Here is a 26,948-nt window from a genome sequence, read left to right as displayed (position 1 = left end):
TCGCGGATAGACTGGGGCGTTCGCCAAAACCCGGATCGGCCGGCGCTCAGGGAAAAGACTGGTGGTACCGGTCCCGCGGGTCTGCCCGGGGACCGGCACGAAGATCGGCTATTCGGCCTTTTTCGAGCGCCCGGTCCAGCCATGCACACGCTCTCGCATGGTCTGGAAGACCACATAGAGCGCCGGGATAATGCAGATGCCGACGATCGAGGCGACGGCCATCCCACCGGCGACCCCGGTTCCCACCGCCCGCCGGCTGAGTTCGCTGGCGCCCTCGGCGAAGACCAGCGGCAGCAGGCCGGCGATGAAGGCAAAGCTGGTCATGATGACCGCGCGGAAGCGCGCCCGCGCGCCCTCGACCGCGGCGGTCAGGATGTCCTCGCCCGCCTCGCGTCTGGCCTTGGCGAACTCCACGATGAGGATCGCGTTCTTGGCCGCCAATGCGATCAGCACGATCAGGCCGATCTGGGCATAGATGTCGAAGGACAGCCCCGCCATGATGATCGAGGCCAGCGCCCCGGTCACCCCGAACACCACCGACAGCAGCACCGGGATCGGGATCATCCAGCTTTCATAAAGCGCGACGAGGAACAGATAGGCGAAGACCACCGCCATGACGAGGATCGGCCCGGTCTGGCCTGCCGCCTCGATCTGCTGAACCGCCGTGCCGGTCCAGGAATAGCTGTAGCCATCCGGCAGCGTCGCATCGGACACCTCTTCCATCGCCACCAGCGCCTCGCCGGTCGAGACGCCCTCGGCCGGGCCGCCATTGATCGTCACCGACCGGTAGTTGTTGTAGCGGACGATGGATTGCGGCCCCAGCACGATCTCGGGCGTGGCCACCGCCGCCACCGGAACCAGTTCGCCGTCGCGGTTGCGCACGTTCAGCCGCCCGATATCGTCAACCGAATCGCGGTCGGACTCGGCCGCCTGCATGTTGACCTGCCAGACCCGGCCGAACAGGTTGAAGTCGTTGACATAGACCTGCCCGAACGTGCCCTGCAGCGCGCCGAAGAGATCGCTGACCGAAACGCCAAGCGTCTGCAGCCGTTCGCGGTTGATGTCGAGGAACAGTTGCGGGGAATCGGCCGAATAGGTGGTGAAGGTCGGCCCCAGGCGGTCGTCCTCGTTGGCCGCGACGCTGAGGCCGCCGGCGACCGCCGCCAGATCGGCCGGATCGCCGCCGCCCAGATCCAGCAGCTGGTATTCGAAACCGTCGCCGGTTCCCAGCCCCAGGATCGGCGGCAGGTTGAAGGCAATCACCTGCGCCTCGCGGATCGCCATGCCCTGTGCCATCGCCTCCTGGATCGCGGCGAAGACGGTTGCGTTCTCGTGTCCGGCGCGTTCCTCGAAGGGCTCCATCACCACGACGGCGAAGCCGCCATTGGGCTTGGCAAGACCGTCAAGGAAGCTGTAGCCGGCAACCGACAACACGTCCGCGACCCCGTCCAGATCGCCCAGCATAGTGGACATCTGCGCCATCGTGGCCTCGGTGCGGTTCAGCGAGGCCCCCTCGGGCAGACGCGCCTCGATGATGAAGGCGCCCTGATCCTCGGCCGGCAGGAACCCGGTCGGGGTGGCCTTGAAGAGAAGCCCGCTCAGCACGAAACCCACGGCCAGCAGGACGAGGCCCAGAACCGCACGGCGGGCAATCGCCATGGTGATGCCGGCATAACCGTCGCGCACGTTGTCGATGCGGTTCGAGATCCAGCCCAGAATGCCGCGCTTGGGGCCATGATGGGGCTTCAGCAGGATCGCGCAGAGCGCCGGGCTGAGCGTCAGCGCGTTGATCGCCGACAGAACCATCGACACCGAGACCGCGACCGCGAACTGCCGGAACAGCTCGCCGCTGAGGCCCGGGATGAAGGCGACGGGCACGAAGACCGACAGCAGCACCAGGGTGATGGCGAGAATCGCGCCGGTGATCTCGCCCATGGCGGCCTTGGCCGCGTCGGCCGGCGACATGCCCGGGTTCTTTTCCATCACCGCCTCGACGTTCTCGACCACGACGATGGCGTCATCGACGACGATGCCGATGGCCAGCACCAATGCCAGAAGCGAGACGGTGTTCAGCGAATACCCCATCGCCGACATGACCGCGAAGGTGCCGATCAGGGCCACGGGCACGGCGAAAAGCGGGATCAGCGTGGCCCGCACGCTGCCCAGGAAGATGAAGACGACGATGATCACCAGCACGAAGGCTTCGATCAGCGTATCCACGACATTCTCGATGCTGGCGACGACGAAGTCCGAGGTGTCATAGCCGATCTCGTAGGTGATCCCCTCGGGAAAGCGTTCCGACAGACGCTCCATCGTCTCGCGCACGCCCTCGGCTGCGGCAAGCGCATTGGCGCCGGGCGACTGGAACGTGCCGATCAGCGCCACCGGGGCGCCGTTGAAGCGGCCGAGGCCATCGTAATTCGCGGCCCCAAGCTCGACCTCGGCGATATCGCGCACGCGCACGAAACTGCCGTCGGGATTGGCGCGGATCACGATATCGGCGAATTCCTCGGGCTCGCTCAGGCGGCCCGTGGTCTGGATGTTCAACTGGACGTTCGGGTCATTCTGCATCGGCTGGGCGCCGACACGTCCGATCGCCGCCTGCACGTTCTGCGACCGCAACGCCGCCAGCACATCGGCCGGGGTCAATTGCAGGCTGGTCAGCCGGTCGATGTCAAGGATGATGCGCATGGAATAGTCACGCGCGCCATAGAGCGACGCATCCCCGACACCGGGAACCCGCTTGATCTCGTCAAGGATGTTGATGTTGGCGAAATTGGTCAGAACAAGGTCATCAACCCGGTCCTCGGCCCCCTCCTCGGCATAGATCGCGATCATCTGCATCAGCGCGGTGGACTGCTTCTTCACGCTGACACCGGTGGCGCGCACCTCGGATGGCAGGCCGGCCTCGGCCAGCGCCACCCGGTTCTGCACGTTCACCGTGGCGATGTCCGGGTCGGTGCCGACCGCAAAGCTGATGACCAGGCTGTACGAGCCGTCCGCGCCGCTGGTCGATTTCATGTAGAGCATGTTCTCGACGCCGACGACCTGACCTTCGATCGGCTGCGCCACCGTCTCTTCGACGACCTCGGCGCTGGCGCCGGGATAATAGGCCGACACCGTGACCAGCGGCGGCACGATATTGGGATATTGCGCGATGGGGATGCGCGTCAGCGCGATCAGACCGGCAAGCGTCAGGACGATCGAGATGACGGCCGCGAAACGGGGCCGGTTGATGAAGAGCGTGGACAACACGGCCTCAGCCCTCCGCTGCGGTGGCGGCATCGACCGTCACACCCGGGCGGACCTTGTTCTGGCCCTGGGTGATGACCAGATCGCCCTCCTCAAGCCCGCTGTCGATGACCGCGAAGCCGTCGATATTGTCCGCGACCGTCACCCGGCGGCGCTCGACGGTCGAGTTCTCGTCGACCAGCAGGACGTAATAGCCTTGCTGATCGCGCTGCAGCGCCGGAACCGGAACGCTGAGGACCATTTCGGGCTCGGCCCGGGTCAGGTTGACCCCGACCAGCGTGCCGTCAAGCAGGGTGCCGTCGGGATTGTCGAACAGGGCGCGCGCCCGGACGGTATCGGTGCCGGTGTCGACCGCGCTGGAAATGAAATCGATGCGGCCGTTCTGGTCGAAGACCTTGCCATTGGGAAGGGTGAGCGAAACCTCGGCACCATCCGCGCCGACCTTCTCGATCTGTTCCTTGTAGTTGAGGAAGATCGAGGTCGCGACGGGAAATTCGACGCTGATCGGGTTCAGCGAGGTCAGCGTCGTCAACGGCCCGCTCTCGGGTCCGACCAGTGCTCCGACATCAACCGCCGACAGCCCGACCACGCCCGAGAACGGCGCTTCAAGCCGGGTATAGGACAGGTTCAGTTCGGCCGCCGCCTTCTGCGCCTCGAGGGAGGCAAGGTTCGCGGCGACCACGTCGTAATTGGCCGTCGCCACGTCAAGTTCCGACTGCGCCACCGCATCGCGCTGGACCAGCGCGGTACGGCGCTGCCTTTCGATATCGGCCAGCTTCAACTGCGCCTCTGCCGCCTTGATCCCCGCCTCGGCCTGAAGCAGCGAGGAGGCATAGCCGTCATCCTCGAGCCGGAACAGCAGGTCGCCCTCGCTGACCACCTTGCCCTCGGTAAAGCCGATCTCTTCAAGGAAGCCGCCCACCCGCGCGATCACGTCGATCCTGCGCAACGAGATGACCCGGCCGGTGAACTGCGCCCCGCCACGCAGATCGCGGATCTCGGCGGGTGCCACAACGACGGCGGGCGCTGGCTGCGCCTCGACCGTGCCGGCGGCTGTCAGCAGGAACGTGGCGGCTGCGGTGGCGGCAAGCAAGGCCCTCATTGCGCGACTCCTTTGGTTGATCTGTGTTCCCAGGGTCTGTCGTGGCCGGATCGCACCGCAAGCACGGGCGCGACGGCGTTTCCGAGAGCAACATGAACGATGAACCAGCGCAGATCCACCCCCATGTTTTCGCGCAAGGGGGCACGACGTCGCGGCGGATGGATCGCGACGCGACGTTCCCGATCGCGGATTCCGGCCTTGCGCAACACCCTTATCGACGGGCTTGACCCGCTGGCGGGCTTCCGGCACATCCCCGCGCCATGAGTGACACGCCGAAATCCGCCTTCGACCCGAACCCGCCGCGCCGCAATTTCTATGGCCGGCGGCACGGCAAGACCCTGCGCCAGAGCCAGAAGGGCTATCTGGCCGAGGATCTGGGCGATCTGCGCCCGCGCGGCATCAGCCTTGCCGAGAACCCCGCCCGCCGCCCCATCGACCCGGCGGCGATCTTCGGTGACGACCGGCCGGTCTGGCTGGAGGTCGGCTTTGGCGGCGGCGAACATATGGTGCATATGGCCGCGACTCATCCCGGCATCGGCATCATCGGCTGCGAGCCCTTCATCAACGGCGTCGCCATGCTGCTGGGCAAGATCCGCGCGGCCGGGGTCGGCAATGTCAGCGTCCATCCGGGCGATGCGCGCGACCTGATGGATGTGCTGCCCGATGCCAGCCTGTCGCGCGCCTTCCTGATGTATCCCGATCCCTGGCCGAAGGCGCGTCATCACCGCCGCCGCTTCGTCACGCCCGAGCATCTGCTGCCCCTGGCCCGCGTCATGCGCGCGGGCGCCGAATTCCGGGTTGCGACCGACATTCCCGACTATGTCCGCCAGACGCTGGACGAGGTGCCGAAGGCCGGCTTCGACCTGATCGGCGAGACTGGCACCCCCTGGGACGACTGGATCAGCACCCGCTATGAGCAGAAGGCCCTGCGCGAGGGCCGGGTGCCGCATTACGTCACCTTCCGCCGGCAGGGCTGAGCCGGCCGGTCAGACGAACTGCTCGCGCAGCAGCCGTTCCTCCAGCCCGTGACCGCTGTCGAACAGCAGCCGGTGGCGGATGTCGTCCGCGCTGCGGATACTGACCCGCGTGACATGCCGGACCGAGCGCGAATCCGCATCCGCCATGACCGGGCGGCGGTCGGGGTTCAGCACCTCGATCTCGACCTCGGCCCCCTTCGGCAGCAATGCCCCGCGCCAGCGCCGCGGGCGGAAGGGCGCAATCGCGGTCAGCGCCAGCACCTCAGACCCGATGGGCAGGATCGGGCCATGGGCGGAATAGTTATAGGCGGTCGATCCGGCCGGGGTGGCGACCAGCGCGCCGTCGCAGACCAGTTCCTCCATCCGCATCCGGCCATCGACATGGACCCGCAGCTTGGCCGCCTGCGGGCCTTCGCGCAGCATGCTGACCTCGTTGATCGCCAGCGCCTCCTGAACCGAGCCATCGGCGCAATGCGCCCGCATCCGCAGCGGGTTGGTGACCGTCTCCTCGGCCGCCAGCAGCCGCTCGGGCAGGTCGTCCTCGCTGTAGCGGTTCATCAGGAAGCCGACCGTGCCGCGATTCATGCCATAGACCGGCAGGTCGCGACCCTGCATCGCATGCAGCGTCTGCAGCATGAAGCCATCGCCGCCAAGCGCCACGACCAGATCCGCCCTGAATACCGGCGTGTCGCCATATATGGCGATCAGCCGGGCCAGCGCCTCTTGCGCCGGATCGGCTTGGCTGGCGGTGAAATGGATGGCAGGCGTCATCGCGGCAAATCCTTCTGGTCGGGCGCAGCATCGAACGGGCTTGCGCCGAAGGCAAGCCCGCCGCCCCGGGGGCTGTCGCGTCGCAAGCGACAGCCCGGCCGTCGCTTTGCCGCTTTCCGCCCGCAGGCGCTTGCGCTAAGACGGCGCCATCCCTTCCGCCCCTAGCCCGAGAGGATGCGAGAGACATGAACGCTCCCACCCGCGAGACCGGATTTTTCACCGAAACGCTGGCCAGCCGCGATCCCGAGATTGCCGATGCCATCACCAAGGAACTGGGTCGCCAGCGCGACGAGATCGAGCTGATCGCATCCGAGAACATCGTCAGCCGGGCGGTGCTGGAGGCGCAGGGGTCGGTCCTGACCAACAAATATGCCGAGGGCTATCCGGGCAAGCGCTATTACGGCGGCTGCCAGTTCGTCGATATCGCCGAGAACCTGGCGATCGAGCGCGCCAAGCAGCTGTTCGGCTGCGAATTCGCCAATGTCCAGCCGAACAGCGGCAGTCAGATGAACCAGGCCGTGTTCCTGGCGCTGCTGCAGCCGGGCGACACCTTCATGGGCCTGGACCTGAATTCCGGCGGCCACCTGACCCATGGATCTCCCGTCAACATGTCGGGCAAATGGTTCAACGTCGTCAGCTATGGCGTCCGCCAGCAGGATCAGCTGCTGGACATGGAGGCGATTGCCGAGACCGCGCGCCAGCACAAGCCCAAGCTGATCCTTGCCGGCGGCACCGCCTACAGCCGGGTCTGGGACTGGGCCGCCTTCCGCCGCATCGCGGATGAGGTCGGCGCCTGGCTCATGGTGGACATGGCCCATATCGCCGGCCTCGTCGCGGGCGGCCAGCATCCCTCGCCCCTGCCGCACGCGCATGTGGTGACCACGACCACGCATAAATCCCTGCGCGGCCCGCGCGGCGGCATGGTGCTGACCAATGACGCCGAGATCGCCAAGAAGATCAACTCGGCCGTGTTCCCGGGCCTGCAGGGCGGCCCGCTGATGCATGTGATCGCCGCCAAGGCCGTGGCCTTCGGCGAGGCGCTGCGCCCCGAGTTCAAGGATTACGCGGCCCAGGTCGTGACCAATGCCCGCGCCATGGCGGATGAACTGATGAAGGGCGGCATCGACATCGTCTCGGGCGGCACCGACAACCACCTGTGCCTCGCGGACCTGCGTCCGAAAGGCGTGACCGGCAAGGCGACCGAGGCCGCACTGGGCCGCGCCCATATCACCTGCAACAAGAACGGCGTGCCGTTCGACCCGGAAAAGCCCTTCGTGACTTCGGGCATCCGTCTGGGTGCCCCCGCCGGCACCACCCGCGGCTTCGGCGAGGCCGAGTTCCGCCAGATCGCCCGCTGGATCGTCGAGGTCGTGGACGGGCTGGCGAAGAACGGCGAGGACGGCAATGCCGAGACCGAGGCCAGGGTGAAGGCCGAGGTCGCGGAACTTTGCGCCCGCTTCCCGCTCTATGCCGGGATGTGATTCTCGCCTCATGCGGTGAAGGCCATCGACCCCGCCAGGCATTGCCATGGCGGGGGTTTTTCCGGCCGGCGCGGATCGTCCTGCCCATCTGAGGGCGTGGCGAACAAGATCGCGTGCATCGGCGCAAATGCTGCGGCCGATCCCTTGCGCCGCGCCGCAGCACACCCATGTTGAGGCGTATAACAGCCTTCAGGAGCCGCTGATGAAATGTCCCGTCGATAACGAAACCCTGCTGATGACTTCGCGGAACGGAGTCGAGATCGACTATTGCCCGAAATGCCGGGGCGTCTGGCTGGACCGTGGCGAGTTGGACAAGATCATCGAGCACAGCACCGCCGCTGCGGCCCCGGTGCCACTGGCCGAGCCCGCCCGCGAGACGCGACCCGAACCGCGCCGCGAGGAACGCCGGTATCGTGACGACGACCGCCGCTATGACGACGACGATGATTACCGCCATGGCCGCAGGCACAAGAAGCGCGAAAGCTTTCTCAGCGACCTGTTCGATTTCTAGACGGGATAGCCGCGATACCCTGACGGAACCGCTCGGCGGGCGTGGTCAGCCAGCACAGATCTGCTGCAGCGCCAGCCATTGCGGGTCGGTCAGCAACGGTTTCGGCGGCGGGGCCGCGCGGAACGGATCACCCTCGATCAGGTCGGGCACCGATTGGCCGGTCGGGTCGAGGCTGCGCGCATAGGGCTCGCTGCCGACCCCGGCCTGCCCCATCGCCGCCAGCAGCGGCGGCACCGGCGGGCGCGGAACCGCGCGGGACAGCAGGATCTCGCCATATCCCTGCATTACCCCGGCGGGCAGTCCGCCCAGCGTCATCAGTTGCAGCGCCGCGCGCAGCCCGGCGTGATGCAGCGCCTCCTCTGTCACCGCCGCGGGATCGCCGGCAAGCCGGGCCGCCAGCAGATGGCCGGCGGCGGCCTCGGGGCCGGGCGAGCCCCCCAGCAGATCGGCGCCCAGCACGTAAAGGTCGCCGGGCAGCCGCAGCGCGCCGTTCAGCGGGCCGGGCACGACCCGGGCCAACGCTTCCTCGCCGATCAGCCGCGGCGTCAGCCAGTCCAGCACCGCCTGACCCGAGGCGCGGGTGCAGATCGCACCGGTGCTGCGTTCGATATCGGCCAGCACCGCCTCGCCGATCATGCGCGCCTGCGCCGGCGGCGCGATCCGCGCGGCATGGCGGATGATCGCATCGGGCAGCCAGATCGCCAGGGCGGCCAGCATCGCCACCACCGCCAGCACGGTCAGCCCGCCGCGCAGCCGGCCGGGATGCGCCCGGTGGGCCGAGATGGCGCGCTGCACCCGCTCGATCGCCTCGATCATCAGCCGGTCGTCGATCTCGACCGTCTCGTCCGCGCCCTCGGCGCCCGGCGCATAAAGCGCCGGCATCTCGCCCGGATTGAGCCGCGTCACCGCCGGCAGCGACCAATGCGACAGCGGCACCTCGGATTTCGGATCGGTCAGGATCAGCGTCGCCTCGCCGACCGAGACGACGACCTCGCGCAGACGCGCCTCGGGCGTCTGCCGCCAAGAGCCCTGGGCCTCAAGCCGTTGAAATTCCGTCAGCGCGGTCATGATGTCTGGTCTGCCTGCCTGTCAGCAGACCATAGCGTGCGGGCCGGGCAGGTCAATCGCGCCGGATCACGCCTCGGCCTCGGGGACCCGCATGCCCTTTTCACGCGCCAGGATCCGCATCCGGTCCTGCAGCTTCTCGAAGGCACGGACCTCGATCTGGCGGATTCGCTCGCGGCTGACATCATAGCGGCCCGACAGGTCCTCCAGCGTCATCGGATCGTCGCGCAGCCGGCGCTCCATCAGGATGTCCTTCTCGCGGTCGTTCAGCACGTCCATCGCCTCGATCAGCATCTGCCGACGGGTGTCCAGTTCCTCGCTCTCGGCATAGGCCTCGGCCTGGTTGGCATCCTCGTCCTCCAGCCAGTCCTGCCATTGCGCGGTCGAATCGCCATCGCCCGATCCGACGGTGGCGTTCAGCGAGGCGTCGCCACCCGACAGGCGGCGGTTCATCTCGATCACCTCCTGCTCGGTCACGTTCAGGTCATGGGCGATCTGGGCGACGTTCTCGGGCCGCAGGTCGCCCTCTTCCAGCGCGCCGATCTTGGATTTCGCCTTGCGCAGGTTGAAGAACAGCTTCTTCTGCGCGCTGGTCGTGCCCATCTTCACCAGCGACCAGGACCGCAGGATATATTCCTGGATCGAGGCGCGGATCCACCACATCGCATAGGTCGCCAGCCGGAAGCCCTTTTCCGGGTCGAAACGCTTGACCGCCTGCATCAGGCCGACATTCGCCTCACTGATCACCTCGGCCTGCGGCAATCCATAGCCGCGATAGCCCATGGCGATCTTGGCGGCCAGCCGCAGATGGCTGGTCACCAGTCTGTGGGCGGCCTCGCTGTCCTCGTGGTCGGTCCAGGCCTTGGCCAGCATGTATTCCTCTTCCGGCTCCAGCAGGGGAAACTTGCGAATCTCCTGCAGATAGCGGTTCAGCCCCTGTTCGGGGCTGGGGGCCGGCAGATTGGTATAGTTCGCCATGTCATTGGCCTTTCGCAGAATTCAGGCAACGCCGGGCGCGCGGCTGGGGTTCCCCCGGCGCAGGGGCGGCGTTGAGCCCGGGAGGGGGCACGGGTTCCGTTCATTGTGTCGGGATTTCGGGGTCCTGTAACGTGGGGGCGGATCACGTTCATGTCAAGCTGCAGGCCCGCGCAGGGCCTCAAGCAATGCCTGCATATCCTGAGGCAGCGCACTGTCGAAGATGAGCTTTTCGCCGCTGACCGGATGCAGGAAGCCCAGTTCCGCCGCATGCAGCGCCTGTCGCGGAAAGGCCATCGCCGCCTGCGCCGCCGCGCCCAGGGCCCTGGCCGAGGCCCGCCGCGCGCCGCCATAGACCGGATCCCCGATCAGCCCCAGCCCGGCATGCGCCATATGCACGCGGATCTGATGCGTGCGCCCGGTCTCCAGCCAGCATTCGACCAGCATGGCCGCGGGCGGAGCCCCGAAACTTTCCAGCAACCGCGCCCGCGTCACCGCATGGCGGCCCCTGTCGAAGAAGACCGCCTGACGCTGCCGGTCGGTGGCGTGGCGCGCCAGCCGCGTGGTGATCTTCAGCACGCCGCCCTCCTCGAAACTGATGCCGGGCGTGCCGCACAGCCGCGGATCCGCGCGATCGATCACCCCATGGGCCAGCGCCAGATAGCGCCGCTGCGCCGTATGCGCCTCGAACTGGGCGGCCAGCCCGTGATGGGCACGGTCGGATTTCGCCACCACCAGCAGGCCCGAGGTATCCTTGTCGATCCGGTGCACGATGCCCGGACGCCGCTCGCCCCCGATCCCCGAAAGCGACTCGCCGCAATGGGCCAGCAGCGCGTTGACCAGCGTGCCCGAGGGGCTGCCCGGGGCGGGATGCACCACCATGCCCGCCGGCTTGTCGATCACGATCAGGTCGTCATCCTCATGGACGATCTTCAGCGGAATCGCCTCGGGCCGGGTCTCGACCTCCTCCGGGGCGGACAGGGCAATGCGGTATTCCTCGCCCTCGGCCACCCGGGCCCTGCCGTCCTGCACGACGCCCTTCGGCCCGCTGATCGCACCATCGGCGATCAGCCGGGACAGGCGCGACCGCGACAATGCGGCTTCCGCTGGCACCGCCAGCGCAAGCGCCTTATCAAGCCTCTCAGGCGGATTGGCCGGGATGATGACGACAAGGTTCGACATGGGCGAGGATGATAACGACTGGAATCGGGGGGCGAAAGCGGTGCCCGAACTGCGCTTCCTGAAGACGCTGGTGACCGGGCTCTCGCTGGTGATGGGCTTCGGCATGATCGCGATCGTCGCCCTGCTCTGGCTGCGGCTGGGCCAGCCGGCCCTGCCGGACCTGCCGCCCGAGATCGCGCTGCCCGAGGGTACTGCCGCTGCCGCCGTCACCTTCGCCCGCGACTGGATCGTGGTCGTGACCGAGGCGGGCGAGATCCTGCTCTATGACCGTTCGGGCAGGCTGCGCGATCGCCTTCAGCCCTGAGCCTTCACCTCCAGCGCGTCCAGCCGCGCCTTCAGTTCGGCATTCTCGGTCCGCGCCTTGATCGCCATCTCGCGCACAGCCTCGAACTCCTCGCGGGTCACAAAGTCGCGATCCGCCAGCCAGCGATCCACCCAGCCATTCATGGCCGTTTCGGCCTCGCTCTTGGCGCCCTGCGCGACCCCCATCGCATTGGTCATCAGCTTCGAGAGATCGTCGAAAAACTTGTTCTGCGTCGTCATTTGGCTCAGCCCCTTGGGTTTGTTGGCCCCTATATGGGACGATCCGGCCAGGGGTTCAATCTGGCCTGCCATGCGCTTCGCACTCTTTCCAAATACCTCGGGGGTCCGGGGGCGGCGCCCCCGGCCATCGCCGCCTGCGCCGCCGCTCCGGTTGACACCGCGCCGGTGCCGGCTAGCGTGCCGCAGGACACCGACCCCGAGGCCCCATGATCCCCTTCCCCGCCATCGCCCCCGAGATCTTCACCATCCAGCTTGGCGGGCTTTCGCTGTCGCTGCGCTGGTATGCCCTGGCCTATCTGGCGGGGCTCATGATCGGCTGGCGGATCATGGTGCGGATGATGCGCCGGGACGCGCTCTGGGGGAATGGCGCGCCGATGCGGCCCGATGCGGTCGACGACCTGCTGACCTGGGTGATCCTCGGGGTGATCCTCGGCGGCCGTCTGGGCTTCGTCTTCTTCTACGAGCCGGGATACTACCTGTCGAATCCGGCCGAGATCCTGAAGGTCTGGCAGGGCGGGATGAGCTTCCATGGCGGCTTCGCCGGCGTCATCCTGGCCGCCTGGCTGTTCTGCCGCTCGCGCGGCATCGCGCCGCTCAGGCTCGCCGACGCGATGGCCGTCGTCGCGCCGATCGGGCTGTTCTTCGGCCGCATCGCCAATTTCATCAATGCTGAGCTGTGGGGCCGCCCGACCGATCTTCCCTGGGGCGTCATCTTCCCCGGCGCGGCGGCGCAGGCCTGCCCCGGCATCGAGGGGCTCTGCGCCCGCCACCCCAGCCAGCTCTACGAGGCCGGGCTGGAGGGGCTGGCGCTTGGCCTGATCCTCTGGGCCGTGGTCCGCGCCGGCGGGCTGCGCCGGCCCGGCCTGGCCTTCGGCATCTTCCTTGCCGGCTATGGCCTCGCGCGGATCTTCGTCGAACTGTTCCGGGTCGCCGACGCGCAGTTCATCACCCCCGACAATCCGCTGGGCCATGTCCTCGGCGGGCCGCTGATCGGGCTGACCATGGGACAGGTGCTGTCGCTGCCGATGCTGGCCCTTGGCCTCGTCTTCATCGCCCGCGCCTGTCGGCGCGCCCCGGTCGCGGCCGCCGCATGACGCCGCTGGCGCGGCTCATCGCCGGGCGGATCCGCGCCACCGGACCGATCACCCTGGCCGATTACATGGAAACCTGCCTGCTGCATCCGCAGCACGGCTATTACGCCACCCGCGATCCCCTTGGCGAGGCGGGCGATTTCACCACCGCGCCCGAGATCTCGCAGATCTTCGGGGAACTGTGCGGACTGGCGCTGGCGCAGGCCTGGTTGGATCAGGGCCGCCCCGCGCCGGTCACGCTGGCCGAACCGGGCCCCGGGCGCGGCACGCTGATGGGCGACGTGCTGCGCGCGATCCGGTCCGTTCCGGGGCTGACCGAGGCCGCACAGGTGGCGCTGATCGAGGCCTCGCCGCATCTGCGCGAGGTGCAGCGCGAGCGGCTGGGCGAGGTGCGGCATCTGGCAAGCGCCGACGAATTGCCGCCTGAGCCGCTGTTCCTGATCGCCAACGAGTTCTTCGACGCCCTGCCGATCCGCCAGTTCCAGCGCGTCGAGGCGGGCTGGGCCGAGCGCGTCGTCGGGCTGGGCACGGACGGGCTGCGCCTTGGGCTTGCCCAGCCGGTCCAGTTGCCGCGCGCAGGCCGTATCGGCGACATCGTCGAGGATTGCCCGGCCGGCGCGGCGGTCATGTCGGTCATCGCGGCGCGGATCGCGGCGCATGGCGGGGCGGCGATCATCGTGGATTACGGCGGCTGGAACGGGTTCGGCGACACCTTCCAGGCGCTGCGCCGCCACGCGCCCGAGGATCCGCTGGCCCATCCCGGCGAGGCCGACCTGACCGCGCATGTCGATTTCGCGCCGCTGGCGGCGGCGGCGATCCGGGCCGGGGCCGTCGCCTCGCGGCCGGTCCATCAGGGCGACTGGCTGATCTCGCTGGGGGCCGAGGCGCGGGCGCAGCGGCTTGCCGATGCCGGCGACCGGGGCGCGATGGCGGCCTTTCGGCGCTTGACCCGTGCGGATGAAATGGGGCACCTGTTCAAGGCGATGGCCATCTGGCCGCAAGGGGCGCCCGCGGTGCCCGGATTCGATGCGCTGAGGCTGAATGCAGACGACGCTTGAAATCCTGACCCACCCGCTGCTGGACGACCTGCGGCACGGCTTCTTCACCCGCAAGGGCGGCGCCTCCTCGGGGCTGTTCGCGGGGCTGAACTGCGGGCGGAGATCCACCGACCAGAGCGACATGGTGGCGGTGAACCGCGCCCGCGTGGCCGAGGCGATGGGCATCGGCAATGACGGGCTGGCCACCGTCAAGCAGGTGCATTCGGCCGATGTGGTGACGCTGAGCGATCGCGGCGAGATCGCGCGGATCAGGGATGTTCAGGCCGATGGCATCGTCACCGCGCTGCCGGGTGTGGCGCTGGCGGTGCTGACCGCGGATTGCCAGCCGGTGCTGCTGGCCGATGCGCGGGCGGGGGTGATCGGGGCCTGTCACGCCGGCTGGCGCGGCGCGCTGGCGGGGGTGATCGAGGCCACCGTCGAGGCGATGCAGGCGCTTGGCGCGACCCGGATCAGGGCGGTGATCGGGCCGACGATCAGCCAGCAGGCCTATGAGGTCGGCGAGGATTTCATGGAGGATTTCCTGGCCGAGGATCCCGACTACCAGCGCTTTTTTGCCGGTGGCCCGAACGGGCGCCCGATGTTCGACCTGCCGGGCTTCGGGCTGGCGCGGCTGCGCGCGGCCGGGGTCGAGTCGGAATGGTCGCGGCACTGCACCTATTCCGACCCCTCGCGCTTTTTCAGCTATCGCCGCGCCACCCATGAGGGGCAGGCCGATTACGGGCGGCTGATCAGCGCCATCGCCCTGTAGCACCGTTTCCCGGCCCCCCGCGCAAAGGAAAAGGCCGCATCCGGAGATGCGGCCTGTCCTGTCTGTCCCTCGGCAAGGCCGGAGGTCAGTTCTTGGCGTAATATTCGACGACCAGGTTCGGTTCCATCACCACCGCATAGGGCACGTCGCCCAGCGAGGGGGTGCGCACGAAGGTCGCGGTCATCTTGTGGTGGTCGGCGTCGATATAGTCGGGCACGTCACGCTCGGGCAGGCCGACGGCTTCCAGCACGATGGCCAGTTGACGCGAACGTTCGCGCACCGAGATCACGTCGCCTTCCTTCACGCGGTAGGAGGCGATGTTCACGCGCTGGCCGTTCACCTCGATATGGCCGTGGTTCACGAACTGGCGCGCGGCAAAGATGGTCGGCACGAACTTGGCGCGGTAGACGACGGCATCCAGACGGCGCTCCAGGAGGCCGATCAGGTTCTCGCCGGTGTCGCCCTTGACCCGCTCGGCCTCGGCATAGATGCGGCGGAACTGCTTTTCGGTCAGATCGCCGTAATAGCCCTTCAGCTTCTGCTTGGCGCGCAGTTGGGTGCCGAAGTCGGACAGTTTCTGCTTGCGGCGCTGGCCGTGCTGGCCGGGGCCGTATTCGCGGCGGTTCACCGGGGATTTGGCGCGGCCCCAGATGTTTTCGCCCATGCGGCGGTCGATCTTGTACTTGGCAGACGTGCGTTTGGTCACGGCTGATCTCCTTTCGATAGGTCAAAAGGGCGTTGTCCTTTGGCCGAAGCCCGACAGGCATCCCCTTGCGAGGGCCACCAACACCAATGAAGTGGCGCCTTATAGACGGCGCTCAGGTGGTGTCAAGCGCGTTTCGGCGGCATTGGCGGATCGGTTCCGGGTTTCGTCCCAGACCCTACCCGAGGCGCCCCGCGGGTTCACCCTTGCGCGCGTATCCAGGCCCCGATCTCGGGCCAGATCCGGGCGATGCTGTCACGTCCCATGAACAGGTCGAGATGGCCGCCGGGTATCAGCGCGGTCCTGATCTGATCAGCCGGCGTGCCCAGCAGCGCCCTGGCGGCAAAGACCTGGTCGCTGACCGCGATCTCGTCCGAGGCGCCGGCCAGCAGGTAGGTCGGGCAGGTCACATCCTTCAGATCCAGCCGGCGCCCCAGCCCGACGAAGCGCCCCGTGGCCAGGCGGTTTTCCTTGAACAGCTGCTGGATGACCTGAAGGTAATAGGTTCCGGGCAGATCGACCATATCCTCGAACCAGTCCTCGAAACGCCGCAGGTGCATGTCGCGGGTCTCGCCCTCGAGGCCGTCGAACAGGGTCAGCGCCTGCTCCAGATAACGACCGCCCGGATAGATGCTGCGCCATCCCGACATGAGAAAGCTGCCCAGCATCCGCCCCTGCCCCGCCGCCACGATCCGCTCGAAGCTGGACATCGGCATCCCCTCTGCCAGCTGCTGGACCGGGCTGCCGCCCGCACCGGTATCGATGGGGGCGCCGACCAGCACCAGCGAGGCAACCTTGTCGGGAAAACGCGCGGCCAGCATGGCCGAGAGCCAGCCTCCCTGGCAAAGCCCGATCAGATGGACACGGCCGCCCAGATCGTCGATCGCGACACTCAGTTCGGCCAGATAGCTGTCGATCGAGAAGAACCGCATTTCGGGTGCCGACGACTTCCAGTCGGTCACCCAGACCGCGGGGATGCCCGCCTTCAGCAGCGCCTCGACCAGACTGTGATCCTCGCAGAAATCGGCAATCGTGGCACGATGCGCGGCATAGGGCGCGTCGATCAGAACCGGCAGCGTCCCGTCCGGTGTTCCGAACTCGCGCAGATACATTGTCGGCAGGTCCAGCCGCACACGGTTCTCGGTATGCCAGACCGGAGCCACCGGCGCGCGGCCGGCCGATGCACCGCCCAAGGCCTTGAAATATTGCCGGCTGACCTCGAGTGCCGCCAACGTCTCCGAGAGCGGCCAGAACATCGGCAACAGGAAGTCAAGGGAGTCGGGAGAGATATCCCGATCCGTGGTCGGCTTGTGTTTTCGGCTCATGATCTCAATTCCTGCATCCGGGTCAAAAGGTCTTGGCCCGGCATGGAGCCTGCCAACGGCAGGACCAGTACCGACCGGGCAAGATCAGGTGCACCGGCAGAGCGCCTCCCAGAACCTGAAGCCCTGATTTGTCGACAAAGATTATATCATCTGCCGCCTGCGAAGAAAGATCCTGCGGGCAGGCCGCCACTGCGACCTGTTGCCATCCTCGGGCGCGCAGACCTTCAGCGCCGCCTCCCCGGCGGTCGGGCGAAAAGGAACCCGGCCAGAACAGTCTGGCCGGGTCGCGATTGCTTGCAGGGCCTCAGGGGTGATGCCCGGCCCTGCGGGATATCCGATCAGAGATCGAAGCTGTCGGCCGCCATGGCGCTGCGCAGAAGATCGCCGCCGGGCTGAACGGTCACGATCGCCTCGCCGCGGGTGAAGTTTCCTTCCTCGTCCGCGGCCCAGTAGTAGAAGCGATCCGTGCCGACGAACCCCTGGTTCGGACGATAGATGACCGTGCCGTCATCCTGCTGGAACACATCGCCATTCTCCGGGTGGATCAGACCGTCCACATAGACCCGGCCGCCATCCGGATCGCTGTCATTGGCGACGAGGTTCATGCGCAGATCGGTATTCTCCGACGTGGTCCCTCTGTCATCACGAGCGACCGGAGCCGGGCCACCCAGGCTGACGGTGCCGTTGAAGGTATAGGACCCAAAGCCGGATTCGAGACGGAACACCAGCATCTGCTTCTGCAACTCGCCGGTCGCCCGGTCGGCGATATAGTCCTCCAGCAACATGACCGGCGTCCCATCGGCAAGCCGCCAGTAGCCGTTGCTCTGCAGATAGGCTTCCCAGTTGACCGGGCCCTGCCGGTCAATCTCGAAGCTTCGATCCACCGAACCGATCGAGTCGGTCTTGACGCCGTCGAGATAGAGACGTTCGTTGCTCGAAAGCCGGCCGTCGCCCGCAAGCCGGAATTCAAGCCGCCCCTCGGTCAGATCGGAACTGTTCAGCACGATCAACTGGCCGTCCAGTGCCTCGCTGATATCCGTCCGCCCGATGTTGGTGAAGACACCGTCGATCACCGTGTTGAGAAGCCCGTCGCGGCCGCCGGTGTCGATATTGTGGTTGTCCTGCAACTGGAAGGCATAGTCGAACCCATCCACCCGGATGCCGTTGAAGACAACGTCGACGGCGTTGGTCGCCAGCTGCACACCATGATAGGCGCCGTTTTCGGGCAGACCGCTTCTGTTCGGGGTTTCGTCACGCTGGCCGACCAGATCGACGTCCAGGAAAGTGTAGTGCCCGGTATAGCTGAGGAAGATGCCCTCACGGGTTTCCCAGTTGAGGAAGCCGTCGAAGACCGAGCGAACGTCATGGCCCTGATTGGCACCGTCCTTGACCACGATGATGCCGGAATGGGTGCCGAAGGCCTCGTTGTCGCGGAAGCCCTGGATCGGAGGCTTGTCGACGGACATCTGATTGCTGCCATAGGCGATCTCGGATTGCTGGATATTTTCCGAATCGGCCCGATCGCGATCGCCGCGATGGAACCAGACGAACCCGTTCGTCGTGTTCGCCGCCACGTTCTCGACCACCTCGACCAGGCGACCACCCAGCCAGAACCCGTCTCCGGTCCGGGCATCGTTGCCGTCGACCTCGCTGCCCTTCACCGCACCATCGCCGAAGGCCCAGCCCTGCGACTTGATGGCGATATTGCGGTACCAGGTGCCGGTCTCGTTGCCGTCCTCGGCCACGAAGGACGCGCCCCAGACGTCGAATGCGACGTTGTTGGTCAGGTTGGCATTCGACGAATGCTGCACGAAACCCCAGCCCGGCGAGCCGTCAACCACGTTGCCGATGGCAATTGCCGGGTTCTCGATATCGTCCACCCCCGCCTCGTGGAAATGGAACGGATAACGCGCCTCGACATTGGCGTCCGGCGACAGATTGCCCACGCCGCCAAAAGACTCCGCCGGGCCCGCATATTCCTTCTTGTCGGTGCGACCCAGATCATTGAAGCCGGCATAGCGCACATCGACATCGTCATTATGCATGAACATGACATGGCCGCGCTGATGCTCGGGCAGGTCCTCGCCGCCCTCGCTTGAGAAGGTGACGTTGCGGGTCATGTTCGCGACATAGGCCTTCAGGTCGTCGCGCGGCGTGTCGTGATCGAAGGTCAGCGGACGGTTCAGCGTGACCCTGTTGCCGTCGATGGCCGTGATATAGACTTCTTCGTCCTGGCTCTCGGCATAGTCCCGACGACCAAGAGTATTGTTCCAGAAGAAGCCCTGCTGATAGGTGCCGGTCAGGACCAGCTTGTCACCGACCTGCCAGCCTGTCGGCGCTTCGGCCAGGGTCAGGGTCGTGTCGCCGGCCATCGCATCGACCTGCACCTTCAGATGCGAGGTCTTCTCGAGGCCGACGATATCGACCTCGCCCATGGCGATCATCCCGCGCGACAGCAGAGAGGGATCCCAGCCGACATTGATATTACCGTTATCGGCGAAGACGATATCGACCGTGGTATTCGCCCGGACCGGGTTGTCCTCGGTCCCGATCTCGAGACGGCCGGTCGGTGACACCACCATGGTATCGACCAGCAGACGGCTGTCCTGATCGGTGGCAAAGCGCAGAAGACCGTCGACCCGGACGGTGAAGATCGAGGCGTCGTTCACCTCGCTGTAGCCGACCGTGATGCCCTCGGGCACCAGAACCCGGGCGTCATCTCCCGGCACCTGGCCGTTATGCCAGGTCGAGGGATCGTTCCAGTCGCCGGAATTGACCGCGATATGCGTGGCGTCCGAACGCGACACCAGATCGAGCGCCGCCATGTGCATCTGCATCCCGGCCGGATGCCCCTCCATCGGGGTCTCGGCCTGGTTGCGGACCATCTCGACGAATTCGGCGATCTCTTCCGGCGTCCGGGGCGGATTGATGCCTCCCCCCGGTCCGCTGCCATCACCGCCATCGGTACCCGGATCGCTGATTGCGACGGACACGTTCGCGCGGCCCTGACCACCCTGCCCGTCCGAAAGGACATAGCTGAAACCACCGTTTCCTTCACCCGAACCGGTAAAGCGGATCTGGCCGTTCACGATCTCGGCGGAACCGTTGGTCACGTTCTCCAGACGCAGGATCGACAGGGCATTTCCGTCAACATCACTGTCATTGGCCAGAAGATCGGCAATGTCGATGTTGATGACCTGACCCGCCTCGACCGAAAAGCCGCCATCGTTCCGGGCAATCGGCGCATCATTGACGGCGGTGACATCGACGATGACGCTGGCAGTGTCGGTACCGCCATTCCCGTCGCTGACGCGATAGGTAAAGCTGTCGCGACCGTTGAAATTGGCGTTCGGGGCATAGCTGACGGTGCCGTCCGCGTTCAGCGTGACGGTGCCGTTCGCGGCCTCACCGACCGAGGTGATCGACAGTGCATCGCCGTCCGCGTCGCTGTCATTGGCCAGCGGGTTCAGGCGCAGGCTTCCATCCTCGTTGATCCGCCGCGTATCGTTCTGAGCAACCGGCGGCGTGTTCTCGGAGGGTTCCGGAACGACGGGCGCCCCGCTGACCGCCACCGAGACCGTCGCGCTGTCCCGACCGCCCCGACCGTCCGACAGGATATAGCCGAAGCCGGCAGAGCCTTCGCCGGCCGCGGTGAAGCGGATCTGATCACCCACGATCTCGGCGCTGCCATTGGTCACGTCGGTCAGTTCCAAGAGGCTCAGGACGTCCCCGTCCAGATCGCCGTCATTGGCCAGCAGTTCGGCAATGCTGATGACCAGAACCTGGCCCGCCTGAACCGAAAAGCCGCCGTCATTCCGGGCAACCGGCGCATCGTTCTGGGCCCGGACATCGACCACGACCCGCGCGCTGTCAGTGCCGCCCCGGCCGTCGCTGATGCTGTAGGAAAAGCTGTCGCGACCGTTGAAATTGGCGTTCGGAACATAGCTGACGGTGCCATCCGCGTTCAGCGTGACGGTGCCGTTAGCGGCCTGCCCGACCGCGGTGATTGCCAGTGCATCGCCATCTGCATCGCTGTCATTCGTCAGCGGGTTCAGGCGCAGGCTGCCATCCTCGTCGATCTGCCGCGTATCGTCCTGCGCGTCGGGCGCTGTATTCGCGACGGGTTCCGGATCGACCGGAGATTCTCCGCCATCGGTCTCGCCCGTGGCATGGCGAAGCCTGTTGGCATCCAGATCCGCGCTTTCACCGCCATTGACGCTGTGCCGGACGCGCAGTTCGGCCCCGCCCCGGGCTTCGAAATAATCTACATTGATCGAATACCAGCCGGCTTCGGCGATCTCGATCGCGCCGCTGGTGCCCGCGGAGGCCCGGGGATCCGCATATTCGGCGACAACCTGACCGTCCACCGTCAGGCGGAACCCGTCATCGGTGATGTTGTCGAAACGATGCGTTCCGGCCTCAAGATAGATCTCGCCCGACAGGCGCAGCGCGAACTGGTCCCGCAGCGCGTTCGCGTCCACCCCGCTCAGGCTCTGCGCATCCTCGCCCAGCAGGTTGGCCAGCGACCCGTTGGTCTTGGCGTAATCAATGCTGTCCGCGACGAAGACGGCGTCTGCCGTTCCCTGCATGCGCACCAGCGCGTCTGCAAGATTGTTCAGAGTTCCGCCGCGGAAGACTTCGCCCATCAAGCCCGCTGCATAGTCGATGACCGGCGTTTCACCTTCGTCCGTCTCGCCCGTGCCATGCCGCAACTGATCGGCAGTCAGGTCGCTGCTTGCACCGCCATTGAAGCTGTGCCGGACGCGCAACTCGGCCCCGCCTCCGGCTTCGAAATAGTCGACATTGATCGAATACCAGCCGGATTCAGCAATCTCGATCGTTCCGCGCGTTGCAGCAGAACCCCGCTGATCGGCGTATTCGGCAACGACCTGACCGTTGATCGTCAGACGGAATCCGTCATCGGTGATATTGCTGAATCGGTGGCTGCCCGCCTCGAGATAGATCTCGCCGGACAGGCGCAGGGCGAACTGATCCTCCATGGCATCTGCATCCAGGCCGCTGAGGGTCTGCGCGTCGCTGCCCAGCAGATCGGCCAAGGACCCGTCGGTCTTGGCATAGTCGACGCTGTCCGCGACGAAGGTGGCGTCGGCGGCGCCCTCCATCACCGCAAGCGCGTCAGCGAGGTTGTTCAGCCTTCCCCCCCGATAGACCTCGCCCAGCAGACCTGCTGCATAACCGTTGCTGCCCGACACTTCTCCTGGCGCCGAAACCGGAAGTTGTTCCATCCTCAAGACCTTCCCCGAACCTGTTTCCAAGACGCCAGCGTCATCGCCCGGCGTCGCATCGAAATTCCTACCGCATGACTACAACTGCATGACCGTAAATCAACCTAAGATTGTATTTTGTAAAAGTACAAACTTTTTGGTTGCATGCAGCCTATGAGAGGCCCCTAGCCCTGTTCAAGATCAGGCCGAGATACGGAGACGAGATGAGCGGTTTTTTACCGTTTGGATGCAACCATGCGCGTGAGACTGCCAAACGCCGAGAATAAGTCTAATATGTGCAAGCAAGCGGGTCATAATATGTATAAATCATGGCACCGGCTTTGCCGTCGACGCAGCACCGCCGAGCCCGACCCAGCGGTTTGCCCGCCTTCCGGAAGGCAACCCCACGAATCACCCGATGCGGTCAGCCGGCACGGGCTCCACCGATGAAACAGCAATCGTAACCGCGATCAGACCGGGCACGCGGCGGGTCAATCGAGGCGCGGCCCGCGCCTGCTGGTCGACCCGCCGACGCGGACGGGTCGCGATCTCGCCTCATGGTGGCTAGGCCACGGGTGCAGATCGGTCACGATACTCATGCGGGGCCAATCCGGTGGCTTTCCGGAAGGCGCGGGCGAACCCCGCCGATGTCGCATAGCCAAGTTCGAAGGCAATCTCGGTGATCGAGACCGAGGTTCCGCGCAGCAGTTCCCTGGCCCGCTGGGTCCGGATCGCAGAAACCAGTTCTCGAAACCCGATCCCCTCGGCGTTGAGGATGCGTTGCAGCGAGCGAATGCTGATATCGAGCGCGCAGGCCGTACTCTCGATCGACACCTGCCCGGTCAGGACCTGTGCCCAGATCTGGGCGACCACGACGTTCGGAAATTGGTTCAGGCTGATCGGGGCATATCTGCTGCGGATCACGTCCTCCAGCGTCGTCAGACGCGGCCCCGAGGTCCGCGACCTGGAAGTCCCGAGCAGGCCGGCATCAAAACAGATCGTCACAGCTTTCGCGCCGAAGATGACCGGACAGGAAAACTGATCCTCATAGCAGCCTGCATTTCGCGGGCGCGGTATGTCCAACTCGATCATCCAGGGCCGCCACTCGGTCGAGAGATAGGACCGCATGAGACTCAGCATGACGCCGGCCGTGCCGCTGGATATCGCCGAATGTCCGGGCAATCCCCGGGTCGCCGCGTAGTAGCTGAACCTCGCCATTCCGCTGAAGACTGAGAGGTTCAGTCTGTCTCCGGTGCTGTGATAGTTGAGGGTTTCCCCTGCCCGCAGAATGGCCGCCCCCAGCGTCCCGCTGGACAGAACATGCTCGCTCCATTTTCCAAGCCCGTCAAAGGAGACCTCGGGGACGACCAGCAGACCGAACGTCTCTCCTCCCGGGCTGCGGTCGACCACATCGAGAAACGCCGCCATGGTCGCCTGCGGGATGAAGCAGTCGCGATTCTCGATCAGTTCGATGTCGAGCATGATCGCCTGGCTGGCCCGTTTCAGCGTCCGCTCGCCAAGCACCTCGCGAACCAGCCCCGCCACCCCCGTCATTGTCGTGGCCGAGATCATCGGGGGGCTGGATGCTCCGACAAGGGCAGCATGTTGCACCTGCGGCGGCAATTGACTGGCCAGACGGGTCATGATCGGTCAATCCTCGCAACTCAACTCTTTGCCAACCTGCCGAACCTTGCGCCCCGGATGCGACAGGGATGCGGCCAAACATGACTTGGGTTGCGTTATCATAAGGGATCTGGACTTGTCTTTGAAAAAATAATTTGGCCGCGAGACGCCGGCGCCCGTGCCTCATCGCCCCCCGCCGGACGCGGAGACGGCGGGACATTTCGCCTGAAACTTCGGCCACCACGCCTCGCACCCGCGCCATCCTGACCAGCGCAATGTGCAACGCGGGATACATCGGCAACGACTGCCGGTGTTGGATCGCCCGGCGGTGAGGGACGCACCATGCCTCGCGATTTCACCGCAGGGCTGACCCGCGACCCGCAGGCCTGCGCAAGGAAATTCGTCACTTCCAATACCGGGCCACGCCGATTAGACCGGCCGCAAGCGAAGGATAAGCAGATGACCCAGATCCCCCCGCAGCCCGGCATCATGGAAATCGCGCTTTACGTCAGCGGCGACAGCCGGCTGGCCGGGCGCGACGAGGTGCTGAAACTGTCGTCGAACGAGAACCCCCTGGGCTGCAGCGACAAGGCCCGCGCCGCGTTCACCGCAGCGACGGCCGAGCTGCACCGCTATCCCTCGACCGATCATGCCGCGCTGCGCCGCGCCATCGGAGAAATCCACCGGCTGGACCCCGAGCGGATCATCTGCGGCGTGGGCTCGGACGAGGTATTGCAGTTCGTCACCCAGGCCTATGCCGGCACAGGCGACGAGATCATCACCACCGAGCATGGCTTTTCCATGTATCCGATCCTTGCGCGGATGGTCGGGGCCGTGCCTGTCACCGTGCCCGAGGTGGAACGCCGCATCGAGGTGGACGCGATCCTTGCCGCCGTCACCGCGCGTACGAAGATCGTCTTCATCGCCAACCCGGCCAACCCGACCGGGACCATGCTGACCGGCGACGAGTTGCAGCGGCTGGCCACCGGCCTGCCCGCCCACGTCATCCTTGTCCATGACGGCGCCTATACCGAGTTCGCCGGCGATTTCGATGGCGGCGCGGCACTGGTCGACCGGCACCCGAATGTGGTGATGACGCGCACCTTCTCGAAGATCCACGGGCTCGGCGGGCTGCGGATCGGCTGGGGCTATGCCGCGCGCGACATCATTGACGTGCTGAACCGCATCCGCCAGCCCTTCAATTTGTCCAGCGCCCAGATGGCCGCCGCCGAAGCCGCGATCCGGGACACCGGATTCACCGCCCGCTGCGCCGATCTGAACGCCCGCATGCGCGAGCGGATGCGCAACTCGCTGATCCAGATGGGCGTCGCCTGCGACGAGAGCTTCGCGAATTTCGTCCTTGCCCGCTTTGCCGGCCCCGACGAGGCCGAGGCCGCCGATGCGGCGCTGCGCGAGGACGGCATTCTGGTGCGCCGCGTGGCCGGATACGGCCTTCCGGCGGCCCTGCGCATCACCGTGGGCGACGAGGACGGCTGCGCCCGCGTGATCGACTGCCTCGGCCGCTTCATGGCCGCGCGGAGGGCCCCGGAATGAGCGTGATCTACGACCGGGTCGCGCTGATCGGGCTGGGCCTGATCGCCGGCTCGATGGCCCATGCCATGCGCGAGGCCGGGCTGGCGCGCGAGATCACCGGCTTTGCCCGCAGCGAGGCGACCCGGCAGACGGCGCGCGAAATCGGGCTGTGCGACCGGGTCTGCGACAGTGCGGCCGAAGCCGTCGAGGCTGCCGATCTGATCGTGCTGGCGGTGCCGGTGGGCGCGATGGGCGAGGTCGCGGCCGAGATCGCGCCGCATCTGAAACCGGGCGCCACCCTCACCGATGTCGGTTCGGTCAAGCAGGCCGTGATCGAGGCGGTGGCGCCGCATATCCCGGCGGGCGTGCATTTCATCCCCGGCCATCCGCTGGCCGGGACCGAACATTCCGGCCCGCGGTCGGGCTTTGCCGGCCTGTTCCGCAACCGCTGGTGGCTGCTGACACCGCTGCCCGACAGCGACGCCGATGCCGTCGCGCGCCTGTCCGATCTGGTCCGCGCCATCGGCGCCAAGACCGACCGCATGGATCCGGCGCATCACGATCTGGTCCTCGCCGTGACCAGCCATGCCCCGCATCTGATCGCCTATACGATGGTCGGCGTGGCCGACCACCTGCGCCGCGTCACCGACGAGGAGGTGATCCAGTATTCCGCTGCAGGATTTCGCGACTTCACCCGCATCGCGGCCAGCGATCCGACCATGTGGCGCGACGTGTTCCTGCACAATCGCGAGGCAACGCTGGACATCCTCGGCCGGTTCACCGAGGAACTGTTCATGCTGCAGCGCGCGATCCGCATGGGCGACGGGCAGCAGCTGTTCGACTATTTCACCCGCACCCGCGCCATCCGCCGCGGCATCATCGAGGCCGGGCAGGATACCGAGGCGCCGGATTTCGGCCGCGCGCCCGGCGTCACGAAACCTGCCTGAGCCTCCTGCCCGACGGACCCGGGCGCCGCCGCGATCCGCGCTTGCCCGCAGAGAAGGCCCAGCAACGCGCGGAAACCTCACACGGCCGCCCCCTGCACGGCCACGGGCCGAGTCCGGGGCGTCTCGGGCCACCCTGTCTCGATGCGGGGCTTTCATCCGCCTGCAACGTGGCCTAGATTCTTCGGTACGAAAAGGATCTGGCGGCGATGAGCAAGGTATTCTGGGTCTTCGGTTATGGCTCGCTGATGTGGGATCCCGGCTTCCGGCCGGCCGAGACGGTCAGGGCACGGCTGACCGGCTATGCCCGCAGCTTCTGCCTGCGTTCGACCCGCTATCGCGGCACCGAAGAAACACCCGGCCTCGTGCTTGGGCTGGATGCCGAGCAGGGCGCCGAATGCCGCGGCCTCGCCCTGCGCATCGCCGACGGGGAATATGACGAGGTGATGCATTACCTGCGCGAACGCGAACTGGATACCGGCGCCTATCACGAGGCGATCCTGCCGGTGGCGCTGGAGGATGGGCGCGGCATCGAGGCCGTGGCCTATGTGATGCGCCGCGATCACTGGCAATATGCCGGCAACCTCTGCGCCCGCGAACAGGCCGAGATTATCGCCAGGGCCGAGGGCGGGCGCGGACCCAATGCCGACTACCTGTTCAACACCACCCGTCATCTGGCGGAAATGGGGCTGCCCGACGCATGGCTGGAACGGCTGTCCGGGGATGTCCGCCGGCTGATGCGGAACGGCCCCGGAGGCAGTGCCGCACCCTGACCTTCGGATTGCTTGGCAAGTGGCGGGCCGCGCCCTACACTCGGATCGAAAACGGAATTTCCGCAA

Annotated in this window: 21 protein-coding genes; 10 read left to right on the top strand and 11 right to left on the bottom strand. The window is 66.3% G+C overall.

The annotated features are described in order from the left end of the window. Positions 1-108 precede the first annotated feature (108 nt). Together KNW02_RS03860 and KNW02_RS03855 are read right to left on the bottom strand one after the other, a co-directional pair. On the bottom strand, positions 109-3,255 hold the full coding sequence (locus KNW02_RS03860; RefSeq protein ID WP_216031954.1) for an efflux RND transporter permease subunit: 3,147 nt from the start codon (positions 3,253-3,255) through the stop codon (positions 109-111). Between the two features lie 4 nt (positions 3,256-3,259). Continuing rightward, positions 3,260-4,354 (bottom strand): efflux RND transporter periplasmic adaptor subunit, encoded by a 1,095-nt coding sequence (locus KNW02_RS03855; RefSeq protein ID WP_216031953.1) that lies wholly within the window; start codon positions 4,352-4,354, stop codon positions 3,260-3,262. Between the two features lie 260 nt (positions 4,355-4,614). Between KNW02_RS03855 and trmB the strand changes: the two genes are divergently transcribed. Next, entirely contained in the window at positions 4,615-5,331 is a 717-nt protein-coding gene (gene trmB, locus KNW02_RS03850; RefSeq protein WP_216031952.1) for a tRNA (guanine(46)-N(7))-methyltransferase TrmB, read from the top strand. Positions 5,332-5,340: 9 nt separating this feature from the next. Here the strand turns inward: trmB and KNW02_RS03845 are convergent, their stop codons facing one another. Beyond that, positions 5,341-6,102: an NAD kinase gene (locus KNW02_RS03845; RefSeq protein WP_216031951.1), complete on the bottom strand. Its 762-nt coding sequence runs from the start codon at positions 6,100-6,102 to the stop codon at positions 5,341-5,343. A gap of 185 nt (positions 6,103-6,287) precedes the next feature. Between KNW02_RS03845 and glyA the strand changes: the two genes are divergently transcribed. Both glyA and KNW02_RS03835 read left to right on the top strand, forming a co-directional pair. Further along, on the top strand, positions 6,288-7,583 hold the full coding sequence (gene glyA, locus KNW02_RS03840; protein ID WP_216031950.1) for a serine hydroxymethyltransferase: 1,296 nt from the start codon (positions 6,288-6,290) through the stop codon (positions 7,581-7,583). Positions 7,584-7,785: 202 nt separating this feature from the next. Further along, positions 7,786-8,094: a TFIIB-type zinc ribbon-containing protein gene (locus KNW02_RS03835; RefSeq protein WP_216031949.1), complete on the top strand. Its 309-nt coding sequence runs from the start codon at positions 7,786-7,788 to the stop codon at positions 8,092-8,094. Positions 8,095-8,139: 45 nt separating this feature from the next. On the opposite strand, the gene KNW02_RS03830 is transcribed toward KNW02_RS03835, so the two are convergent. The 3 genes from KNW02_RS03830 to KNW02_RS03820 all read right to left on the bottom strand — a co-directional run bounded on the left by KNW02_RS03830 (position 8,140) and on the right by KNW02_RS03820 (position 11,316). Further along, positions 8,140-9,162: a hypothetical protein gene (locus tag KNW02_RS03830; protein ID WP_216031948.1), complete on the bottom strand. Its 1,023-nt coding sequence runs from the start codon at positions 9,160-9,162 to the stop codon at positions 8,140-8,142. Positions 9,163-9,228: 66 nt separating this feature from the next. Further along, on the bottom strand, positions 9,229-10,137 hold the full coding sequence (rpoH, locus tag KNW02_RS03825; RefSeq protein ID WP_216031947.1) for an RNA polymerase sigma factor RpoH: 909 nt from the start codon (positions 10,135-10,137) through the stop codon (positions 9,229-9,231). A 153-nt stretch (positions 10,138-10,290) separates the two neighbouring features. Then, entirely contained in the window at positions 10,291-11,316 is a 1,026-nt protein-coding gene (locus KNW02_RS03820) for an RluA family pseudouridine synthase (RefSeq protein WP_216031946.1), read from the bottom strand. On the opposite strand from KNW02_RS03820, the gene KNW02_RS03815 reads away from it, so the two are divergent. Further along, positions 11,294-11,620 carry a DUF6476 family protein gene (locus KNW02_RS03815; protein WP_348524675.1) on the top strand — a complete coding sequence of 109 codons (327 nt, stop codon included), beginning with the start codon at positions 11,294-11,296 and terminating at the stop codon, positions 11,618-11,620. The genes KNW02_RS03820 and KNW02_RS03815 overlap by 23 nt on opposite strands. On the opposite strand, the gene KNW02_RS03810 is transcribed toward KNW02_RS03815, so the two are convergent. Beyond that, complete coding sequence (locus KNW02_RS03810; RefSeq protein ID WP_216031945.1) at positions 11,611-11,859, bottom strand: accessory factor UbiK family protein; 249 nt, start codon at positions 11,857-11,859, stop codon at positions 11,611-11,613. The genes KNW02_RS03815 and KNW02_RS03810 overlap by 10 nt on opposite strands. Before the next feature lie 206 nt (positions 11,860-12,065). On the opposite strand from KNW02_RS03810, the gene lgt reads away from it, so the two are divergent. Genes lgt through pgeF form a run of 3 tightly spaced genes read left to right on the top strand, consistent with a single transcriptional unit; the run spans position 12,066 to position 14,756 of the window. Continuing rightward, entirely contained in the window at positions 12,066-12,953 is an 888-nt protein-coding gene (lgt, locus tag KNW02_RS03805) for a prolipoprotein diacylglyceryl transferase (protein WP_216031944.1), read from the top strand. Then, positions 12,950-14,008 carry a class I SAM-dependent methyltransferase gene (locus KNW02_RS03800; RefSeq protein WP_216031943.1) on the top strand — a complete coding sequence of 353 codons (1,059 nt, stop codon included), beginning with the start codon at positions 12,950-12,952 and terminating at the stop codon, positions 14,006-14,008. The genes lgt and KNW02_RS03800 overlap by 4 nt, the downstream gene beginning before the upstream one ends. Beyond that, a complete protein-coding gene (gene pgeF, locus KNW02_RS03795) occupies positions 13,992-14,756 on the top strand; it encodes a peptidoglycan editing factor PgeF (protein ID WP_216031942.1) in 765 nt (254 codons plus the stop codon). Before KNW02_RS03800 ends, pgeF begins: the two co-directional genes overlap by 17 nt. 85 nt (positions 14,757-14,841) lie before the next feature. Here pgeF and rpsD read toward each other — a convergent pair whose 3' ends face one another. The 4 genes from rpsD to KNW02_RS03775 form a co-directional block, all read right to left on the bottom strand. Then, the gene (gene rpsD, locus KNW02_RS03790) at positions 14,842-15,462 is read right to left on the bottom strand and encodes a 30S ribosomal protein S4 (RefSeq protein WP_216031941.1); all 621 of its coding nucleotides are present in this window, start codon (positions 15,460-15,462) and stop codon (positions 14,842-14,844) included. A 197-nt stretch (positions 15,463-15,659) separates the two neighbouring features. Then, positions 15,660-16,784, bottom strand: coding sequence for an alpha/beta fold hydrolase (locus KNW02_RS03785; protein ID WP_216031940.1), 1,125 nt, complete (start codon positions 16,782-16,784; stop codon positions 15,660-15,662). A gap of 338 nt (positions 16,785-17,122) precedes the next feature. Continuing rightward, complete coding sequence (locus KNW02_RS03780; RefSeq protein WP_216031939.1) at positions 17,123-22,030, bottom strand: Ig-like domain-containing protein; 4,908 nt, start codon at positions 22,028-22,030, stop codon at positions 17,123-17,125. Between the two features lie 543 nt (positions 22,031-22,573). Further along, positions 22,574-23,653: an AraC family transcriptional regulator gene (locus KNW02_RS03775; RefSeq protein ID WP_216031938.1), complete on the bottom strand. Its 1,080-nt coding sequence runs from the start codon at positions 23,651-23,653 to the stop codon at positions 22,574-22,576. Between the two features lie 438 nt (positions 23,654-24,091). On the opposite strand from KNW02_RS03775, the gene hisC reads away from it, so the two are divergent. From hisC to KNW02_RS03760, 3 genes are all read left to right on the top strand, one after another. Next, positions 24,092-25,186 carry a histidinol-phosphate transaminase gene (gene hisC / locus KNW02_RS03770; RefSeq protein ID WP_216031937.1) on the top strand — a complete coding sequence of 365 codons (1,095 nt, stop codon included), beginning with the start codon at positions 24,092-24,094 and terminating at the stop codon, positions 25,184-25,186. Then, a complete protein-coding gene (locus KNW02_RS03765) occupies positions 25,183-26,112 on the top strand; it encodes a prephenate/arogenate dehydrogenase family protein (protein WP_216031936.1) in 930 nt (309 codons plus the stop codon). Before hisC ends, KNW02_RS03765 begins: the two co-directional genes overlap by 4 nt. 206 nt (positions 26,113-26,318) lie before the next feature. Continuing rightward, entirely contained in the window at positions 26,319-26,882 is a 564-nt protein-coding gene (locus KNW02_RS03760; protein ID WP_216031935.1) for a gamma-glutamylcyclotransferase, read from the top strand. The last annotated feature ends 66 nt before the right edge of the window (positions 26,883-26,948 follow it).

The sequence above is a fragment of the Paracoccus marinaquae genome, assembly GCF_018860165.1.
In the GTDB taxonomy this organism is placed as follows: domain Bacteria; phylum Pseudomonadota; class Alphaproteobacteria; order Rhodobacterales; family Rhodobacteraceae; genus Paracoccus; species Paracoccus marinaquae.
The sequence above is the reverse complement of the archived record's forward strand: the minus strand, read 5'-3'. Positions and strand labels throughout refer to the sequence as shown.

Coding starts and splice junctions, on each gene's coding strand:
- KNW02_RS03800 (WP_216031943.1), top strand. CDS start 12,950: ATGACGCCGCTGGCGCGGCTCATCGCCGGGCGGATCCGCGCCACCGGA.
- hisC (WP_216031937.1), top strand. CDS start 24,092: ATGACCCAGATCCCCCCGCAGCCCGGCATCATGGAAATCGCGCTTTAC.
- glyA (WP_216031950.1), top strand. CDS start 6,288: ATGAACGCTCCCACCCGCGAGACCGGATTTTTCACCGAAACGCTGGCC.
- KNW02_RS03785 (WP_216031940.1), bottom strand. CDS start 16,784: ATGAGCCGAAAACACAAGCCGACCACGGATCGGGATATCTCTCCCGAC.
- rpoH (WP_216031947.1), bottom strand. CDS start 10,137: ATGGCGAACTATACCAATCTGCCGGCCCCCAGCCCCGAACAGGGGCTG.
- KNW02_RS03760 (WP_216031935.1), top strand. CDS start 26,319: ATGAGCAAGGTATTCTGGGTCTTCGGTTATGGCTCGCTGATGTGGGAT.
- KNW02_RS03775 (WP_216031938.1), bottom strand. CDS start 23,653: ATGACCCGTCTGGCCAGTCAATTGCCGCCGCAGGTGCAACATGCTGCC.
- trmB (WP_216031952.1), top strand. CDS start 4,615: ATGAGTGACACGCCGAAATCCGCCTTCGACCCGAACCCGCCGCGCCGC.
- KNW02_RS03830 (WP_216031948.1), bottom strand. CDS start 9,162: ATGACCGCGCTGACGGAATTTCAACGGCTTGAGGCCCAGGGCTCTTGG.
- KNW02_RS03815 (WP_348524675.1), top strand. CDS start 11,294: ATGATGACGACAAGGTTCGACATGGGCGAGGATGATAACGACTGGAAT.
- KNW02_RS03835 (WP_216031949.1), top strand. CDS start 7,786: ATGAAATGTCCCGTCGATAACGAAACCCTGCTGATGACTTCGCGGAAC.
- lgt (WP_216031944.1), top strand. CDS start 12,066: ATGATCCCCTTCCCCGCCATCGCCCCCGAGATCTTCACCATCCAGCTT.
- KNW02_RS03780 (WP_216031939.1), bottom strand. CDS start 22,030: ATGGAACAACTTCCGGTTTCGGCGCCAGGAGAAGTGTCGGGCAGCAAC.
- KNW02_RS03845 (WP_216031951.1), bottom strand. CDS start 6,102: ATGACGCCTGCCATCCATTTCACCGCCAGCCAAGCCGATCCGGCGCAA.
- KNW02_RS03765 (WP_216031936.1), top strand. CDS start 25,183: ATGAGCGTGATCTACGACCGGGTCGCGCTGATCGGGCTGGGCCTGATC.
- KNW02_RS03855 (WP_216031953.1), bottom strand. CDS start 4,354: ATGAGGGCCTTGCTTGCCGCCACCGCAGCCGCCACGTTCCTGCTGACA.
- pgeF (WP_216031942.1), top strand. CDS start 13,992: ATGCAGACGACGCTTGAAATCCTGACCCACCCGCTGCTGGACGACCTG.
- KNW02_RS03820 (WP_216031946.1), bottom strand. CDS start 11,316: ATGTCGAACCTTGTCGTCATCATCCCGGCCAATCCGCCTGAGAGGCTT.
- KNW02_RS03810 (WP_216031945.1), bottom strand. CDS start 11,859: ATGACGACGCAGAACAAGTTTTTCGACGATCTCTCGAAGCTGATGACC.